Genomic DNA, 17667 nt, shown 5'->3' on the forward strand with positions numbered 1-17667 from the left:
CCGATACACAATCAGGCGCAGGCCGTGATGCGGGTGCTGAAGTCGCGGGAGACCGCCGTGCACCTGGTGACGCTGCTGGAGGAGATGCCGGTCCAGGAGACCGCGGACGGCATCGCCGAGCTGCGGGCGGCCCGGCTGCCGGTGGGACGGGTCATGGTGAACATGGTCCGGCCCGCACTGCTGGACGCGACCGACCTGGAACGCGTACGGAGCACGCCGCGTGCGGCGCTCGCCCGGTCCCTGTCCGGGGCCGGGCTCGGCGGGGCGCGGCGCGGCGGGCACGCCGAGCGGCTGGTGGACCCGCTGCTGGCGCAGGCCGACGAGTACGCGGAGCGGTACGCGCTGGAGCAGGAGCAGCGGGCGGTGCTGGGCTCGCTGGGCCTGCCGCTGCACGAACTGCCGCTGCTCGCCGAGGGCATGGACCTGGCGGGCCTGTACGAACTGGCCACCGAGCTGCGGAAGCAGGGGATCGCATGAGTCCGGGACCGGACCGGCGCGCGGAGAGCGGGCGCCGGCTGACCGCCGCGCGGGTACTGGACGTCGATCCGCTGCTCGAGGACCCGAAGACGCGCATCGTGGTGTGCTGCGGCTCGGGCGGCGTCGGCAAGACGACCACCGCGGCGGCCCTCGGCCTGCGCGCGGCCGAGCGGGGCCGCAAGGTGGTCGTCCTGACCATCGACCCGGCCCGGCGGCTCGCCCAGTCCATGGGCATCGACTCGCTGGACAACACCCCGCGCCGGGTGAAGGGCGTCGACGACTCGGCGGGCGGCGAGCTGCACGCCATGATGCTCGACATGAAGCGGACGTTCGACGAGATCGTCGAGTCCCACGCGGATCCCGGCCGGGCGGCGGCGATCCTCGGCAACCCCTTCTACCAGTCGCTCTCGGCGGGCTTCGCGGGCACGCAGGAGTACATGGCGATGGAGAAGCTGGGGCAGCTGCGGGCGCGGGACGAGTGGGACCTCATCGTCGTCGACACGCCGCCGTCCCGTTCGGCGCTGGACTTCCTGGACGCCCCCAAGCGCCTCGGGTCCTTCCTGGACGGCAAGCTGATCCGTGTCCTGCTGGCCCCCGCGAAGGTCGGCGGGCGGGCCGGCATGAAGTTCCTGAACGTCGGCATGTCGATGATGACCGGCGTCCTCGGGAAGGTGCTCGGCGGGCAGTTCCTGAAGGACGTCCAGACGTTCGTGGCCGCGATGGACTCCATGTTCGGGGGTTTCCGTACCCGCGCGGACGCCACCTACAAGCTCCTCCAGGCGCCGGGTACGGCGTTCCTGGTGGTCGCGGCCCCCGAGCGGGACGCGCTGCGTGAGGCCGCGTACTTCGTGGAGCGCCTGGCGGCCGAGGACATGCCGCTCGCCGGTCTGGTGCTCAACCGCGTCCACGGCAGCGGTGCCGACGGGCTGTCGGCCGAGCGGGCGCTCGCCGCCGCGGAAAATCTTGAGGACTCCCGCATTGTGGATCAGGACGACGGGAAAGCTGGAGTTCGTAACTCCCCCGACCTGCACGACAGTTCACGGGCGTCCACTCCCGAATCCGGCCCCGGTGCCGTGACGTCGGCCGACACGGCGACGGCCGAGGACGCCTCCGAGGAGGCTCCGGACACGCCGGAGCGGTCCGTCGACCAGCTCACCGCCGGTCTGCTGCGGCTCCACGCGGACCGGATGCACCTGCTGGCCCGCGAGCAGCGCACGCGCGACCGCTTCACCGCGCGTCACCCCGAGGTGGCGGTCACCGAAGTGGCCGCGCTGCCCGGTGATGTGCACGACCTCGCCGGGCTGCGGGACATCGGCGTCCGTCTCGCGACGGCCCGGCCCGAGCTGCCTGAGCCCGGGGCCTGACCCGACCGGGGCGTCCGCTGCCGAGGAGCGCCCCCGGCCGCCTCAGCCCACGGCCGCGTAGTTCTCGTAGACCTCGTCGTCGTCGAGGGGCACGATGCCGGCCCCTCGCTCGTACTCCGTCCGCGCCGTCTCCAGCAGTCGGCGCCAGGAGGTCACGGTGGGCCGCCGGCGCAGCAGTGCGCGGCGCTCCCGCTCCGTCATGCCTCCCCACACGCCGAACTCGACGCGGTTGTCGAGCGCGTCGGCCAGGCATTCGGTGCGTACCGGACATCCGGTGCACACCGCCTTGGCCCTGTTCTGCGCTGCTCCCTGAACGAACAGTTCGTCCGGATCGGTAGTGCGGCAGGCGGCCTGCGCACTCCAGTCGGTTACCCAGCCCATACCGGCGCCGTCCTCTCCCGAATCGAGGCTCCCCCACGGCGGCAGCGGCATATTCACCGCCGCCAGTTGAGGACGTTACGGAAGGTGGGGACAGCGCAACACCCCCTTCGGGCCCAATCTTGAATGGCCCGAACGGACTATGCGTAAGCGGCAGATCACCCGGGGGAGTGAGCTGGCGACATACGAGACGACCCCGGCATTCGGGTCATCTCTGTTGCGCCACAACGGACACCATGTGACACACAAGATGGATACGGACACGCATCCACCACACCGCGGCACGCGCTCTCACACACCAACGCGCCCCCCAGCGGGGCCTCTCGGAAGAAAGTCGAGCGGGTCCGGAACGATTCGGGGTCGCCGGACGTATTGATACGTGGCCTCACTGCTGTGACAGTTGAGTGCAGCTTAGGCCAAGGCATATACGCGTGTCCGGCGAATGAGAACGTAGGCTGCCTCCATGCCAAAGAAGCGCTCGGGCGGTGGTCTGTCGCCAACGCAGCAGGCCGCCAAGTTCCTCGGTGTCAGTGTGCTCGCGGGAGCCGTCCTGGCCGGCATCGCCCTGCCCGCCGTCGGCGCGCTGGGCCTGGCCGCCAAGGGTTCGGTGGAGAGTTTCGACGCCCTCCCGGCCAACCTGAAGACTCCCCCGCTGAGCCAGCGCACCACCATCCTCGACGCCGAGGGCGGCACCATCGCGACGGTGTACTCGCGCGACCGCACGGTGGTGGACCTGAAGGACATCTCGCCCTACATGCAGAAGGCGATCGTCGCCATCGAGGACTCGCGCTTCTACCAGCACGGCGCGGTGGACCTGAAGGGCGTGCTGCGCGCGGTCAACAAGAACGCCCGCAGCGGCGGGGTCTCCGAGGGCGCCTCCACACTCACGCAGCAGTACGTCAAGAACGTCTTCGTGGAGGAGGCCGGTGACGACCCGACCAAGGTCGCCCAGGCCACCCAGCAGACCATCGGCCGCAAGATCCGCGAGCTGAAGCTCGCGATCCAGGTCGAGGAGGAGCTGGGCAAGAAGAAGATCCTCGAGAACTACCTGAACATCACGTTCTTCGGCCAGCAGGCCTACGGGGTCGAGGCGGCCTCCCAGCGGTACTTCTCGAAGCACGCCAAGGACCTCGAGCTCCAGGAAGCCGCGCTCCTGGCCGGCATCGTCCAGTCGCCCAGCCGGTACGACCCGGTCAACGACGAGGCCGAGGCCACCAAGCGGCGCAATGTCGTCATCCAGCGCATGGCCGAGGTCGGCGACATCTCCCAGGCGGACGCCGACAGGGCCAAGGCGGCACCACTCGGACTGAAGATCAGCAAGCCCGCGAACGGCTGCATCACGGCGACGCGGGGCGCAGGCTTCTTCTGCGACTACGTGCACGAGGTCTTCCTGAACGACCCGGTCTTCGGCAAGACCCGCAAGGACCGCGCCAAGATCTGGAACCAGGGCGGCCTGACCATCCGCACGACGCTCGACCCGCAGGCCCAGAAGTCGGTGCAGCAGTCCCTCGAGGACCACGTCTACCAGTCGGACGCCGTCGCGGCGGCGAGCACGCTGGTCGAGCCCGGCACCGGCAAGATCGTCGCGATGGGCCAGTCGAAGCCGTACGGCTACGGCAAGAACGAGACCGAGATCAACTACTCGGTCGACCACGAGTGGGGCGGCTCCAACTTCGGTTTCCCGACCGGCTCGACGTTCAAGCCCTTCGTCGCGGCGGCCGCGCTCGAGCAGGGGCGGCCGGCCAACCAGGTGTACTCGTCGCCGTACGAGATGCCGTATCCGGAGCCGGTGCAGACGTGCAGCGGCAAGCCCTGGCTCAACGAGGACGACGAGACCGTCCCCAACGAGAGCAAGTCCGAGGTCGGCCCGTACCCGCTGAAGGAGGCGATGGCCCTCTCGGTCAACACCTACTTCGTGCAGATGGTCGCCGACATCGGGCTGTGCCCGGTGGTGAAGATGACGGACGCCCTGCACGTCGTGCAGGGCAACGGCGAGAAGCTCCCCGAGGTGCCCGCCGTCGCCCTCGGTTCCAAGGGCATCTCGCCGCTGAGGATGGCGAGCGCGTACGCCGCCTTCGCCTCCCGGGGCATGTACTGCACGCCGGTGGCGATCGAGTCGATCACGCAGAAGATCGGCGACAAGGAGAAGTCGCTCGAGGTTCCGAAGTCGACGTGCTCCCGCGCGATGAGCGAGAAGTCCGCGGACACGGTGAACACCCTGCTGCAGGGCGTGATCGACTCCGGTACGGGCAAGGCGGCCGGCCTCAGCGACCGCGCCAACGCGGGCAAGACGGGTACGACGGACGAGCGCAAGAACGCGTGGTTCGTCGGCTACACGCCGAACATGTCGGGCGCCGTCTGGGTCGGCAGTGCCACGCAGAAGGTCCAGATGCGGGACATCACGATCGGCGGCCAGCACCACGACCTGGTCTTCGGCGGCGGCGTGCCGGGTCCGATCTGGAAGGACGCCATGACCGGTGCCCTGGAGGGCAAGGACTCCCCGTCCTTCAACCTGGTCGACATTCCGGACGTGGACACCGGCAAGGACAAGGACAAAGACAAGGAAAAGGACAAGGACAAGGACAAGGGCAAGGGCCGGGGCGACGACGGCCTGATCGGCGGCCTGCTCGGCGGCGGGGACAACGGAGGCGGCAACGGCGGCACCGAGCCGAGCCCCGACTTCTCCTTCCCGGACGGCTTCGTCCAGGGACCGGGCAACGGCCCAGGGGGCCGCTGACGCACGGCCCGCGCGGTGGAGCGCTCCGCGGTGCCGCGGAGCGCTCCAGGGCCCGGATCACGTCCAGGTCGTGACCCACTCATTCATCTTGTCGTAGCTGTCCCAGATGATTCCGCCGGTGGGCGTGCCCTGCCAGTCGCCGACCAGACAGCGGAGCGTCACGTGGTGGTTCTCGGCGAAGTCGAGGTTGACGTCGCGCGTGGTGCCGCTGCCGTTGCTGTTCCAGTAGTAGTACGTCCCGTACCCGTCGACGCGGAGCTCCGCGACGATGGAGTGACCGTCGGCGTCGCGGTCCTTGATGATGAGGTGCTCTCCGTAGGGCCGGAACTCGCAGTAGCCGACCTGGTTCCAGCCCGTGTAGATGCCCGCGTTCGCGTCGTCGGCCTGGGCCGAGGAGGCGGCGAACCCGATCATCGTGCAGGCGGCCGCCATGGTGGCGGCCCATTTCGCTGTACGGCGCACAGTCACTTTCCTTTCGTCGTTTCTTACGGGTCTCAGGCCTCGCCGAAGGCCCACGGGCCGCAGGAGTCCCAGATCACCGTCTTGCTCCCGTACTCGCCGACGCAGGCCTGGATGACGACCGGCGTCCCCTCGGGAAGCTCGAAGTCATAGAGCATGTTGGTGCTCTTGCCCTTGTAATTCCACAGGGTGTAGGTCTTCGGCGTACCGGTGTTGACATCGACGATCGCGACCGCCGAGTGGCCGTCCGCCTCCTCGTCGATGATGTTCACCTTTTCCCCGTAGTGGGTGAACGTCACCATGGACGCGTAGTAATTCTTCGCCTGCGTGTAGCAGTCCGTTCCCGCCGTCGCGCTGCCGCTCAGCCCGATCGTGAGAGCCGCCGCGGCGCCCACCGTGAGCGCGACCTGCTGGTATCGACGCATTACTGGTCTCCATTCGACTTTCAGAATGCCGCAGCAATCATCCGGGGCGAAATCGCGGACCCGCAACCCAATAACTGCGGCACGGCACATGTCTTGACAGGCGGAATTCAGTCGGCCCGCTCAGGCCACCCGGTCCTCGCGAACCATGTCCGCCCCGGTCCCGGCGGACCCATGGAAGCCGGCCCCCGACGGCAGCAGGCCGAGTTCGTGCGCGCGAGCACCCAGCGCGACACGTCCCTTGACGTGCCATCGGAGCATGAGGCCCCGCATCTTCCGCTGGACGGTCCGGTGCCCCAGTCCCAGGCGCCGGCCGATGGCCGCCTCGCTCAGCCCTTCGAACAGCAGACGAAGAATGCGCAGCTCGACCTCATTGATGACCGCTGGATGATCCATACGCGATTCCCCCATGAGCACGTAACACCCGTTCACGCACTGGTGATCCTAGGTGGCTCACAGGTTCCGTCGACAGCCGCACAAAGTCGACCATGCACACCAACCGTGCATTTAGGGTGGCGTAATTACGCCAGACCCCGGGGAATACGCGAAGCCGGTTTGACAGCTTTGCGGCAGAAGAGGCGCTTTGACCATGGAATGACGTAATACGGCTGAATCGGCAGCAGATATCGGGAGATCAGGGAATCAGGAAGGCGATAAAGAGGCCGAGTGGCAGAAAGATACCGGCTGCGGCCATAGCCCACCCTGTCCTCCACGAGGTCTTTTCCCCAACCTTGACGCACAGCCATGTCATGGGGAGCAGGTAGAGGAACAGCGGAACCGAGACGAAGAACAGCAGGCCGGCACCCATGGCATCTCCTCGCGTTCCACAGGGGGCCGCCGTCGCCCGGCGGCCCCCTGTGGTCCGTCGCCCTACGGCGTGATGTTGTCGACGAAGCCTACGCTCGGCTCGTCACAGTGGACGACGCCGCCCGGGGTGTGCCCCGGCCCGTCGCCGATGACCGGCACCGGCGGGTCGATGCCCCAGGGGTTGCCGCCGCTGCCGCGGTCGAACGCGTCGCACATGCCGTACGCGTGGCCGTTCCCGACCGGCAGGTTGGAGAAGTTCTTCCAGTCGCCCAGCTTGATCCTCTTGTTGGACGACCGGCCGAGGTTGTCGGTCATCCTGTCGTCGATGTAGAGGTACAGGTCGGGCATGTAGCTCTGGAAGACGATGCCGTTCGGCGGCACCGCGTCACGGTTCTCGGTCTTGTGCGTCGGCTTGACGGTGCCGTCCGCGCAGAACGCCGCCGCGATGTCCTGCCAGATCGGCGGCGCGTTGCCGATCACGCTGCCGAACGCGTTGTTGCTCCCGTCGTTCTTGAAGAACATCGAGTAGATGTCCCCGGCGAAGTTCTGGATCATGATGTTCGTCTCGGGGTGCGCCTTGACCTTGTCGACCCACGCCTTGACGTTGTCGTTGATGTACTTGTGGGCGATCATCGGCCGGTACCCGTGGACGCCACCGCCGATCGCGCGGACGTCCACGCAGGTCTGGTCCCCGTTCAGACGGGCCCCGCGGAAGTGCGGGAAGTAGACCTGTCCCGGCGTGTTCCCGTCGGCGTACGGGTGCGCCCGCTCGTCGTGCCCGTACTCGAGCGCGTTCTCGGTGGTGTAGTCGATGTCGGGCCGCGTGATGCCGTAGTCCGCCTCGATCGCCTCGATGATGTCCGTCACGAAGTGCGGCAGGTGGGCGTTGCCGATCCGGAGCTTGTACCCCGCCCCCTCGCTCCCGGAAATGATCTTCCCGGTGGAGTCGTCGACGATGAAGCTGACCTCGATATCACTCTTGATCTTGTAGCTGTCCTCACCCTTCAGCGCTTCGCTGGCGGGCTTCGACGGGTCCGGCCGCTGGTTGGCCATCGCCATCCACCACGGGATCGACTTGTCCGGTGCCGAGCCGTCCGCGCGCGGGGTGTATCCGCCGGCCTTGATCTCCTGGTACCACTTCTCGGCCGCGTCGTAGGTCTGCTGGCCGCTGCACTCGCCCACGGGCACGACGGTCGGGCAGCGGGCCGCGCCGGTGATGCCCACCGTGTCCGCCCCGGGGTTGTCCCAGCGCGGCCCCTTGTACGCCAGGCCCATCGCCCAGTCGTACAGGGTCTTCATGGTCCGCAGGGGCGTGTTCAGCTCCTCCGGCATGTCGGAGTTGAGGTCCTGGTTGGGGTCGAAGATCGCCGCCGCCGTCAGGGTGCGCTCGACGAAGCGGCCGTTGATCGGCTGGACCGCGACGGCGTCGTAGGCGACGTCCTTGTCCCCCGTGCCGTCCTGGGCGATGGTCGACAGCGTCACCTTGGGCTTGCCGTCGAACATGAACGCGCCCAGCGCCACCCAGCGGTTCTTGCTGCCGTTCTGGTCCAGGACGCGGGTCTTGACGCCCTTGGCGGTGTGGATCTTGTACACGGCGTACTTCTCCTGGGCGCCGTGGTCGGGCAGGTGCACCCAGATCTTCGCGGGCCCGGTGACGTTCTGGCCGAGCGTCCAGGTACCCGTGATCTTCAGCCGCTCGCCCTTGGCGTCGTCGGCGCGCGAGTGGCCGAAGTAGAAGTGACCGCCGAAACCGGCGCCGAGCTGGTGCAGGTCGACCTTGGCGGGCCACACCGTGGAGATGGTGTTCCCGTCGTGGGCCAGGCCCGCCTCACCGTCGCCGAAGTCGAGGGAGAAGGTGCCCTCGTTCGACCAGTCGCTGTTGGAGCAGCCCGGCCGTACGGAGGGCGTGCCCCCCGCCACGTCGTCGATGATCATCGACCCCGAGGGCAGGCCCGAGCGGCTGCAGTTGGGCGGATAGGCGGTGCCGTCGGCCTGTTCGGCGTCGTAGTCCGGCGAGGGGAAGCGGAAGAACTCGTTCCCGCATTCGTAGTCGCAGTCCGTCTTCCACTGCACCGACTGGTGGTACCAGCACTTGAAGTCGTCGCGGGTGCACGGTCCCTGGCCGGGCTCGTTGGCCGCGCCGTCACCGATCTTGGACGGCTCGCACCAGTTGTAGGGGCCGCAGAACAGATCCTCCGGCGGCTTCACGCGGGCGCGGTTGTACTTCGCCGACCCCTTGATGGTCGCGTCGCCCTCGGAGCCGTTCCACCAGGCGGCGCGGAACGCCGGCACCATCGTGCCCGGCGACTCCAGGAACGCCGGCGGGTGGGCGGCGAAGCCGAGCACCTTCTCGGGGTAGGGCCAGTGCTGCGGGCGTGCGGCGTCCGCGGCGTCCTCGTTGCCGAGGTTGTCCTCCATGAACGGCGTACGGCCCGCGTCCCACTCGGGGTTGGCCGGGTTGTTGGCCCAGCCCACGCCCCAGGGCTCGTTGCCGTTGACGTTCTCGTAGAACCCCGAGTTGTAGGCCCACAGCGCGAAGAACCAGTTCTCCAGCTTCGTCGGGTCGCCGTCGTGCACGGCGAGCCCTGCCCTGCGGGTGGTGTTCCACTTGTCGACCAGGATCTCCAGACCGGCGGCCACGTTCGCCGCGTAGTCCAGGGCGACCGCGCGCTGCTCGTCGTACGGGAAGGCGGCGCCGCCCTTGCCGTGCTCGCGCCCGGCCAGCCGCATGTGGTCGGTGACCTGGGTGATGCCGTAGCCGCAGTCGGCCTCGGACCAGTCCACGTCCCAGTCGTTGTCGCTGTTGCCGTCGTAGTAGTCGATGCCGTAGTAGTTGCCGATCAGCGGGTTCCCGGTCACCCCGGGGACGGCCGACCGGGCCGCCTGCCACATGTTCGACTCCTGCGTGGTGACGCCCAGCATCACCTGCGCCGGGACCCGGCCGCCGCCGTCCAGCTGGTAGTTCGAGAAGAGGCTCTGCGGCGAGTACGCCGGCATGCCGAGGTTCTTCCAGTTGGCCGGGCGGGAGGCGCCGATGTTCAGCTTCCCGGTGATCGCCTTGTTGACCGCCCACTCCACCTGACGCGGCTTCGGCTGCATCGCCTGGTTGCGCGGATCGTTGCGCGGGACGGAGCACGTGCGCTCCGACTCCACGATCTCCGTACGCGTCCCCGTCACATCTCCCGGGTCCGCGGCCGCGGCGTCAACCGCCCGCATCCCGGCCGTCTGCGTGCTCGCGCCGCTCTTGCCGCCCTTCGCGCCGGGCGCCTTGCCCGCCGTGCCGAGGAGGGGCGACGGCTCACGGGACGTCTCCCACCGCGGCGACGTGGACTTGAGGGGCGTCACGGTGAAACCGGTCTTCGCGCCGGAGTCGCGGACCGTCGCGGTGATGTTGACCGGCCGGGCGTCGAGAGCCGACTCCGGCTGGAGGTACTTCGGGGAGCCCTTGCCGTCCGCCCACACCGTCCGCTGGACGATCGTGGCGCCTGTGGTGGAGACCGTGGCGTCCTTCGACGCGCCGGCCAGGTGGGTGACGGTCTTCGGGAGGCTCTTCGCGGCCTCGACGCCACCGGTGAGGTAGACCTGGCCGCCGCGCCGGGTCAGACCCGTGTCGGCGAGCGGTCCGGAGCCGAGCTGGGCCACCTTGTTCCCGGCCCAGCGGCGCACGAGCGCCGTCTCCTGGGTCTTCAGGCTGTCGCGCTGCACGCGCTCCAGGAAGACGTACCCGCCGGCGCCGTCCTTGCTGATGCGGTACGGCACCGTGCCCGTGGTGGCGAGCTTCTTCTTCTTGCCCTCGGCGTCGACCTCGACGAGCGTGCGCCCGGAGGCCGCGGCGATCTTCCCGCCACCGGCCGGCACCGAGGAGGTGAGCTGCCCGTCCACCACGACGGGACGGCTCACCGTGCCGGTCGCCGCGTCCACGCGGATCAGCCGTGTCTGCTTCTTGTCCTCACCCGGGGACTGCGTCAGCACGGCCTCCTCACCGGTGCCGCACCCCGGGTTGTAGTACGACAGCGACGCGTTGACCTTCAGTTTGGTCACCGCGCCGGTGACCAGGTCGACCACGGCGGTGAAACCACCGCGCGCCATCAGTGCCGGGTCGTTGGTGAAGCTGCGCGGGGCGTAGACGACCACGGCGCGCTTGCCGGAGCCGGTGACGCACACGTTGCCGATCCACTGGTCGGCGTCGAAGCCGGGCTCGGCCAGCGAGGCCAGCGTCTGCCACGCGTACCCGCTCTTCTCCGTGGCGGTCAGCAGGTGGAAGCCCTGGGCGTCGCCGGTGCTGGTCCAGGCGATGTCGGCCGACTTCAGGTAGTCGTCGCCGAGCACCTCCGCACGGTCCGCACCGGGCACCGAGTCCGGTGCGGGGGCGGCGGCCGGTGCGGACTCGCGGGGCGCGGGCTCGTCGGCCCAGGCAACGCTCTGCAGCAGACCCGCCAGCAGTCCGCCGGCCGTCAGCAGCGCCAGCGGTGCTCTGACGCGTCTGCGTCCGCCGGATCGTGGGGCGGGTCCCGTACGAGACCTGCCGTGATCGCGTACTGTCAACGATTCGTCCTTTCCGTGCTGGGCATGACTGAAGGAAATGGACATACGTCGACGCGAAAAGCGGCCGTCACGCTGCTTTCCGCGTCGTCGAATTCAGAAGGACGCCTTCAGGACGCCTTCAGGACGCCTTCAGGACACCCTCTCGGGGAATTTCAGCCACAGTGGACGTTCTGCCACTGGTCGCCGACGATTTTGTTGTACGCCGGGTCGGCGACCCAGCCGGAGAGGGTGATGCACTTGCCGTTGGAATTGGTGACCGTGGCGGGACCGGCGTACTGGGTGAAGTAGCCCTCGTCCTTGTCGCTGTCGCCGCTGTGCCACAGCTTGACGTCCATGTAGTGCCGCTGACCTGCGTACTTCTTGGTCATGTTGATGACACAGTTGGTCCCGCCGTTGGCGCTGGAGTAGTAGAGGTAGATCGACCCCCACGTGCTCCCGTTCTCGTCCTTGATGTTGTACGTGTCGATCTGCGAACCCGGGCATCCGTAAGCCTCGGCGGCAGCCGACGCCGACGGGGCGGCCACGAGGTTGAGCCCGGCCGCTACGAGAAGACCGGACAGGAGCGCAGCGGTTCTGCGCATGGTGGTACCCCCACTTGTGTCGATCGGGCACGACTGGTCACACACGTTCCGTGCACAATTCGATCAGGCTCGACAATGCGGCTCAACCGTCGACGGGAAAGTCGGCGTCATTACGCCAAGGAAAGGCGACGGGAGCAATCGCCGGACAGGGGAAACAGGAAAAAGAGAAGAAACGGCCCGGAATGCGACGCAGAGGGGACAGAACGCACAAAGCACTGCGCCTGCCCCGGGGCTCCGGAAGACAGGACCCAGGACAGGCGCAGGGACGAGGCGGGCGGCACACAGGGACGGCGCGCGCGGCTCTTCTCAGCCGGCCGGCAGCTTCGTGACCTCAGCAGGCCGGCAGCTTCTTGACCTCAGCCGGCCAGCAGCTTCTTGACCGCGGCGGCCACCCGGCCGCCCTCGGCCTGCCCGGCCACCTTCGGGTTCACGATCTTCATGACGGCACCCATGGCCCGCGGCCCCTCGGCACCGGCCGCCTTGGCCTCCTCGACGGCCTGGGCGACGATCGCGTTCAACTCGTCGTCGGACAGCTGCTTGGGCAGGTAGGCGGCAAGCACCTCCCCCTCCGCCTTCTCCCGCTCAGCCTGCTCGGGGCGGCCGCCCTGGGCGAAGGCGTCGGCGGCCTCGCGGCGCTTCTTCGCCTCGCGCGTGATCACCTTCTGCACCTCGTCGTCGGAGAGCTCCCGCTTCTCCTTCCCCGCGACCTCCTCCTTGGTGATCGCGGCGAGCGTCAGCCGGAGCGTCGAGGAGCGCAGCTCGTCCCGCTCCTTGATGGCGGCGTTGAGGTCGTCGTGCAGCTTCGACTTGAGCGTGGTCATGGGTGCGATTGTCGCAGGTGCGACGGGAAGGACGCCCGCTGATTTACGGGGCCCCGCGACCGTGCCCCGTGCGGTCGGCTCCCGCCACCGCTTCTGACACGATGGACGTATGCGCGCGCGATACGGAGTACCCCTGGGAATCACGGCGGTCGGCGCCGCCGGTCTGGTCTACGCGGCGGGCTTCGAGGCCCGCTCGTTCCGCCTTCGGCGGGTGACGCTCCCCGTCCTGCCCTCCGGGATGCGCCCGCTGCGCGTGCTCCAGGTCTCCGACATCCACATGGTCGGCGGACAGCGCAAGAAGCAGCGCTGGCTTCGTTCGCTGGCCGGACTGCGGCCCGACTTCGTGATCAATACCGGCGACAACCTGTCCGACCCCGAGGGCGTCCCCGAGGCGCTGGACGCGCTGGGCCCCCTGATGGAGTTCCCGGGCGCGTACGTCTTCGGCTCCAACGACTACTACGGCCCCAAGCTCCGCAACCCCGCCCGGTACCTGGTCGAGAAGGTCCAGGGACGCCACGGGCTGAACGGCAACGCGCCCGCCGTCGGCGCCGTCCACAACCCGTGGGAGGACCTGCGGGACGGTTTCGACGCCGCGGGCTGGCAGAACCTCACGAACACGCGGGGCACGCTGAAGGTCGAGGGGGTGTCCATCGAGCTGACCGGCCTCGACGACCCGCACATCAAGCGGGACCGGTACGCGGAGGTCGCGGGCGGCCCGTCGGGGGCGGCGGACTTCTCGATGGGCGTGGTCCACGCGCCCTACCTGCGCGTCCTCGACTCCTTCACGGCGGACGGCTACCCCCTGATCCTCGCCGGCCACACCCACGGCGGCCAGCTCTGCATCCCCTTCTACGGAGCGCTGGTCACCAACTGCGACCTGGACACGGACCGCGTGAAGGGCCTGTCCACGCACACGGCCGAGGGCCGTACGGCCTACCTCCACGTGTCCGCGGGCTGCGGCACCAACCGCTACACCCCCGTCCGCTTCGCCTGCCCGCCGGAGGCGACGCTGCTGACACTGGTGGGACGCGAGCAGCAGGCGTAACCCACTCGGACCACCCACATGGTCCGATATGTCCGGCCTCCCTAGCGTGAGGCCATGACAGCTCCGATACCCAGGGAAATCCCGGACCTGCCCGCGGTGCCGCGTCCGCCCAGGCTCCTGCCCTCACCGGTCCCGGCGAGCGCGGTCCTGACCCCGGTCCGGCGCCCGCTGGCCGCCGGCTTCCGCCTGCTCACCGCGCTGCTGGCGCTGACCGGCGCGGCGCTCGAACTGACCCTCGGCGGACCGGTCCTGCGCTCCATGAGCTCCTTCGCGGTCCAGAGCAGCATCGTGCTGGCGCTGGTCACGCTCGCCTCGGCCCGCCGCGCCTGGTCCGCCGGGCGCCCCGTGTCCGGCGCCGTGACAGGCGCGGCGCTGCTCTACGCCCTCGTCGCCGGCCTGGTGCACCACTCACTCCTCGCCAACGCGGCGAGCCCCTTCGCCCTGGCCGACGCCGACGGCACGGGCCGGCACACCGTCGCCGTCCACCTGATGTGCACGGCGGCACCGGCCGCCGCGGCCCTGGACTGGCTCCTGCTCACCGGCCGCGGCCGCCTGCACCTGCGCCAGACCGCCACGTGGCTCCTCTACCCCCTGGCCTACCTGGGCTTCTCCCTGGCACGCGGCGAACTCCTCCTCCCCGGCACCGAGGACCGTTACCTCTACCCCTTCCTCGACGTCGACCAGCACGGCTACAGGGGCGTCCTCGGCAACGCCCTCCTCCTCGGCCTCGCCGTCCACGCCCTGGCCGTCCTCCTCGTCGCCCTGGACCACATCCGCCCGGACCCGCTGCGTCGGCGCTGGTAAACCCGATTTCGTGTCCGGGCGCCGGTGGGCTAAAGTAAACGACGTCGCCGCGACGAGCAGCGACAATCGGGGTGTGGCGCAGCTTGGTAGCGCGCTTCGTTCGGGACGAAGAGGTCGTGGGTTCAAATCCCGCCACCCCGACAGTGAAGAAAAGGTCTCAGCCTACTCGCGTGAGTAGGCTGAGGCCTTTTTCGTTCGGCACCACACCCGTTGGCGCGGACGTTCCGGCCCGTCACCCGGTCCGCGCGTAGTGGAAGACCACGTCCGCACCGTCCCGCGCCGGCCGCAGCACGACGGCCCGGCCGGTCCCCCGTGAGCCTCCGGTGACGGCTTCGGCCTTGCCCGTGGGCGCCGCCATGCCCTCTCCCTCCTCGATGACTCGGATGACTCGGCCGTTACGAGCCGCACCCCTACCCATCCTCACCATGGGTTGCATGACCATGCGAAGTGATGCATACTTTTTCCATGTCCAAAGTCCTCACCTCCCTGCCCACCGGTGAGCGCGTCGGTATCGCCTTCTCCGGCGGCCTCGACACCTCCGTCGCGGTCGCGTGGATGCGCGACAAGGGCGCCGTGCCGTGCACCTACACCGCTGACATCGGTCAGTACGACGAGCCCGACATCGCCTCGGTGCCCGGCCGTGCCAAGACCTACGGCGCCGAGATCGCGCGTCTGGTCGACTGCCGTGCGGCACTGGTCGAGGAGGGACTGGCCGCGCTGACCTGCGGGGCGTTCCACATCCGCTCCGGCGGGCGGGCGTACTTCAACACCACGCCGCTCGGCCGCGCCGTCACCGGCACGCTGCTGGTGCGGGCCATGCTCGAGGACGACGTCCAGATCTGGGGCGACGGCTCGACCTTCAAGGGCAACGACATCGAGCGGTTCTACCGCTACGGCCTGCTCGCCAACCCGCACCTGCGGATCTACAAGCCCTGGCTGGACGCGGACTTCGTGACCGAACTGGGCGGCCGCAAGGAGATGTCGGAGTGGCTGCTCGCCCACGGCCTGCCCTACCGGGACTCCACGGAGAAGGCGTACTCCACCGACGCCAACATCTGGGGCGCCACCCACGAGGCCAAGACCCTGGAGCACCTCGACACCGGCGTGGAGACCGTGGAGCCCATCATGGGCGTGCGGTTCTGGGACCCGTCGGTCGAGATCGCCACCGAGGACGTCACCATCGGCTTCGACCAGGGCCGCCCGGTGTCGATCAACGGCAAGGAGTTCGCCTCCCCCGTCGAGCTGGTGATGGAGGCCAACGCCATCGGCGGCCGCCACGGCATGGGCATGTCCGACCAGATCGAGAACCGGATCATCGAGGCCAAGAGCCGCGGCATCTACGAGGCGCCCGGCATGGCCCTCCTGCACGCCGCCTACGAGCGCCTCGTCAACGCGATCCACAACGAGGACACCCTCGCCCAGTACCACACCGAGGGCCGCCGGCTCGGCCGGCTGATGTACGAGGGCCGCTGGCTGGACCCGCAGTCGCTGATGATCCGCGAGTCGCTCCAGCGGTGGGTCGGCTCGGCCGTCACCGGCGAGGTCACCCTACGGCTGCGGCGCGGTGAGGACTACTCGATCCTCGACACGACCGGCCCGGCCTTCAGCTACCACCCGGACAAGCTGTCGATGGAGCGCACCGAGGACTCCGCGTTCGGCCCCGTGGACCGGATCGGCCAGCTCACCATGCGCAACCTCGACATCGCCGACTCCCGCGCCAAGCTGGAGCAGTACGCAGGGCTCGGCCTCATCGGCACCGGCAGCCCCGCCATCGGCGCCGCGCAGGCCGCCGCGACCGGGCTGATCGGCGCCATGCCCGAGGGCGGCGCCGAGGCCATCGCCTCGCGCGGCGAGGTCTCCGGTGACGACGAACTGCTGGACCGCGCCGCGATGGAGTCCGGCACGGACTGATCACCGTCCCGCACGGCCACGGGCCGGTCCGATGCCTTCGAGGTGTCGGACCGGCCCTTCGCCGTTCGCCCGCCACCTTGCCCTGGCTATCGAAATTCAATAGCTTTCCATCGCTGGTCGATGGATGGAGGGGTGATGGGACAGCTGACCGTGCTCGCGCTGCGAGCCGTGATCGGGGCGCTGCTCGCCGGTTCGGTGTTCGTCCAGGCGGTGATGGTGCCGCTGCTGGCCAAGGACTTCCGCGGAGCCGACCCGGACCTGGTGGCCGCGCGGACCCCGGTGCTCGTGATCACCGTCCTGTGTGTCGTCGCGGCACAGATCGTCCTGGTCTGCGTGTGGCGGCTGGTCACCATGGTGCGCCGCGGGACGGTGTTCTCCCCGGGCGCCTTCCGCTACGTGCACATCGTGATCGGCGCCTTCGTGGCGGCCGCGCTCCTGGTGTTCGCGCTCGGGGTCGTCCTCGCACCGGGCGAGGCCGTCGCCCCGGGCATCGTCCTGCTGCTGGGCGGGGTCGCCCTCGCGGTCCTGGGCATCGCGCTGGTCGTGCTCGTCCTGCGGATGCTCCTCGCCCAGGCCGTCGCACGCGACGTCGAGGCCTCGCGGATGCAGGCCGAGCTCGCCGAGGTGATCTGATGCCGATCGTGGTCGACATCGACGTGATGCTGGCCCGGCGCAAGATGTCCGTGGGCGAGCTCGCGGAACGCGTCGGCATCACCCCCGCCAACCTGGCGGTCCTCAAGAACGGCCGCGCCAAGGCCGTACGCTTCGCGACGCTCGCCGCGCTCTGCGAGGCGCTCCGGTGCCAGCCCGGGGACCTGTTGCGCTGGGAGGCCGAGGAGGGCGAAGACGCCGGGGACGCCGGGAGCGCCGCAGGCGTGGGGAGCTCCGTGGGCGCCTGACACCGGGGGGCCGGGGCCGTCTCCGGTGGTCAAGGGGAGCGGGAAGGGCGCACTCTGGGAGAAGATCTCCTGGCCCACGCCGACCACGGCACCCACCGGGAAGGACCGACCAGATGATCATCTTCGGCACCAAGGGATACCTCTACCAGCTCGCGATACTCACGCTGGTCTGCCGCTCCTGCAACACCCCCTCCGCGCACACGCTCAGGAAGCGCGTCGTCAAGTTCACCCTGTTCTTCGTGCCGCTGTTCCCCTTCTCCACGAAGTACGCGCTCCAGTGCACGTTCTGCGGCGCCGAGCAGCAGGTGACCAAGGAGCAGGCCGAGCAGCTCCTGGCCCAGTCCGCGGCCTCCCAGGGCGGGGCGGCGTACGGGCAGCCGCAGCAGCAGCCGTACCGGTCGTAGGCGCCCCTAGCAG

The 17667-nt window shown here is 69.1% G+C and carries 17 protein-coding genes, 1 tRNA gene and 1 pseudogene; 10 read left to right on the forward strand and 9 right to left on the reverse strand.

Annotated features, from left to right (window positions below; translation table 11 throughout):
- Both AB0E77_RS30775 and AB0E77_RS30780 read left to right on the forward strand, forming a co-directional pair.
- Positions 1-477 (forward strand): annotated as a pseudogene (locus AB0E77_RS30775) (ATPase); the annotation flags it as partial.
- Positions 474-1841, forward strand: coding sequence for an ArsA family ATPase (locus tag AB0E77_RS30780; protein ID WP_361577190.1), 1368 nt, complete (start codon positions 474-476; stop codon positions 1839-1841). The pseudogene AB0E77_RS30775 and the gene AB0E77_RS30780, both read left to right, overlap by 4 nt.
- 42 nt (positions 1842-1883) lie before the next feature.
- Here AB0E77_RS30780 and wblA read toward each other — a convergent pair whose 3' ends face one another.
- Positions 1884-2222, reverse strand: a complete 339-nt coding sequence (wblA, locus tag AB0E77_RS30785; RefSeq protein WP_188185285.1) for a transcriptional regulator WblA — start codon at positions 2220-2222, stop codon at positions 1884-1886.
- Between the two features lie 460 nt (positions 2223-2682).
- On the opposite strand from wblA, the gene AB0E77_RS30790 reads away from it, so the two are divergent.
- A complete protein-coding gene (locus AB0E77_RS30790) occupies positions 2683-4956 on the forward strand; it encodes a transglycosylase domain-containing protein (RefSeq protein ID WP_361577193.1) in 2274 nt (757 codons plus the stop codon).
- Between the two features lie 57 nt (positions 4957-5013).
- On the opposite strand, the gene AB0E77_RS30795 is transcribed toward AB0E77_RS30790, so the two are convergent.
- The 7 genes from AB0E77_RS30795 to AB0E77_RS30825 all read right to left on the reverse strand — a co-directional run bounded on the left by AB0E77_RS30795 (position 5014) and on the right by AB0E77_RS30825 (position 12591).
- Positions 5014-5418: a hypothetical protein gene (locus tag AB0E77_RS30795; RefSeq protein ID WP_361577196.1), complete on the reverse strand. Its 405-nt coding sequence runs from the start codon at positions 5416-5418 to the stop codon at positions 5014-5016.
- Positions 5419-5450: 32 nt separating this feature from the next.
- Positions 5451-5840 (reverse strand): hypothetical protein, encoded by a 390-nt coding sequence (locus AB0E77_RS30800; RefSeq protein WP_361577199.1) that lies wholly within the window; start codon positions 5838-5840, stop codon positions 5451-5453.
- A gap of 120 nt (positions 5841-5960) precedes the next feature.
- The gene (locus tag AB0E77_RS30805; RefSeq protein ID WP_361577202.1) at positions 5961-6233 is read right to left on the reverse strand and encodes a LuxR C-terminal-related transcriptional regulator; all 273 of its coding nucleotides are present in this window, start codon (positions 6231-6233) and stop codon (positions 5961-5963) included.
- 238 nt (positions 6234-6471) lie between these two features.
- The gene (locus AB0E77_RS30810; RefSeq protein WP_171990697.1) at positions 6472-6645 is read right to left on the reverse strand and encodes a hypothetical protein; all 174 of its coding nucleotides are present in this window, start codon (positions 6643-6645) and stop codon (positions 6472-6474) included.
- 62 nt (positions 6646-6707) lie between these two features.
- On the reverse strand, positions 6708-11189 hold the full coding sequence (locus AB0E77_RS30815; protein WP_361577205.1) for a hypothetical protein: 4482 nt from the start codon (positions 11187-11189) through the stop codon (positions 6708-6710).
- A 152-nt stretch (positions 11190-11341) separates the two neighbouring features.
- Positions 11342-11770 carry a hypothetical protein gene (locus tag AB0E77_RS30820; protein ID WP_077796184.1) on the reverse strand — a complete coding sequence of 143 codons (429 nt, stop codon included), beginning with the start codon at positions 11768-11770 and terminating at the stop codon, positions 11342-11344.
- Positions 11771-12126: 356 nt separating this feature from the next.
- Positions 12127-12591 (reverse strand): GatB/YqeY domain-containing protein, encoded by a 465-nt coding sequence (locus AB0E77_RS30825; protein WP_189229972.1) that lies wholly within the window; start codon positions 12589-12591, stop codon positions 12127-12129.
- Positions 12592-12700: 109 nt separating this feature from the next.
- On the opposite strand from AB0E77_RS30825, the gene AB0E77_RS30830 reads away from it, so the two are divergent.
- From AB0E77_RS30830 to AB0E77_RS30840, 3 genes are all read left to right on the forward strand, one after another.
- Positions 12701-13636, forward strand: a complete 936-nt coding sequence (locus tag AB0E77_RS30830; protein WP_361577208.1) for a metallophosphoesterase — start codon at positions 12701-12703, stop codon at positions 13634-13636.
- A gap of 54 nt (positions 13637-13690) precedes the next feature.
- The gene (locus tag AB0E77_RS30835; protein WP_361577211.1) at positions 13691-14440 is read left to right on the forward strand and encodes a Pr6Pr family membrane protein; all 750 of its coding nucleotides are present in this window, start codon (positions 13691-13693) and stop codon (positions 14438-14440) included.
- A 67-nt stretch (positions 14441-14507) separates the two neighbouring features.
- Positions 14508-14581: transfer RNA gene (locus tag AB0E77_RS30840), tRNA-Pro, on the forward strand.
- Between the two features lie 91 nt (positions 14582-14672).
- On the opposite strand, the gene AB0E77_RS30845 is transcribed toward AB0E77_RS30840, so the two are convergent.
- Positions 14673-14798 (reverse strand): hypothetical protein, encoded by a 126-nt coding sequence (locus tag AB0E77_RS30845; protein ID WP_361577214.1) that lies wholly within the window; start codon positions 14796-14798, stop codon positions 14673-14675.
- Between the two features lie 107 nt (positions 14799-14905).
- On the opposite strand from AB0E77_RS30845, the gene argG reads away from it, so the two are divergent.
- The 4 genes from argG (at position 14906) to AB0E77_RS30865 (ending at position 17654) form a co-directional block, all read left to right on the forward strand.
- Positions 14906-16351 (forward strand): argininosuccinate synthase, encoded by a 1446-nt coding sequence (argG, locus tag AB0E77_RS30850; protein WP_361577217.1) that lies wholly within the window; start codon positions 14906-14908, stop codon positions 16349-16351.
- A gap of 135 nt (positions 16352-16486) precedes the next feature.
- On the forward strand, positions 16487-16984 hold the full coding sequence (locus tag AB0E77_RS30855) for a DUF2975 domain-containing protein (RefSeq protein ID WP_361577220.1): 498 nt from the start codon (positions 16487-16489) through the stop codon (positions 16982-16984).
- Positions 16984-17250, forward strand: a complete 267-nt coding sequence (locus tag AB0E77_RS30860; RefSeq protein ID WP_361577223.1) for a helix-turn-helix transcriptional regulator — start codon at positions 16984-16986, stop codon at positions 17248-17250. Before AB0E77_RS30855 ends, AB0E77_RS30860 begins: the two co-directional genes overlap by 1 nt.
- Positions 17251-17363: 113 nt before the next feature.
- On the forward strand, positions 17364-17654 hold the full coding sequence (locus AB0E77_RS30865; protein WP_361577226.1) for a zinc-ribbon domain-containing protein: 291 nt from the start codon (positions 17364-17366) through the stop codon (positions 17652-17654).
- Positions 17655-17667: the final 13 nt, after the last annotated feature.

This window comes from Streptomyces sp. NPDC032940 (assembly GCF_040636935.1).
GTDB lineage: Bacteria > Actinomycetota > Actinomycetes > Streptomycetales > Streptomycetaceae > Streptomyces.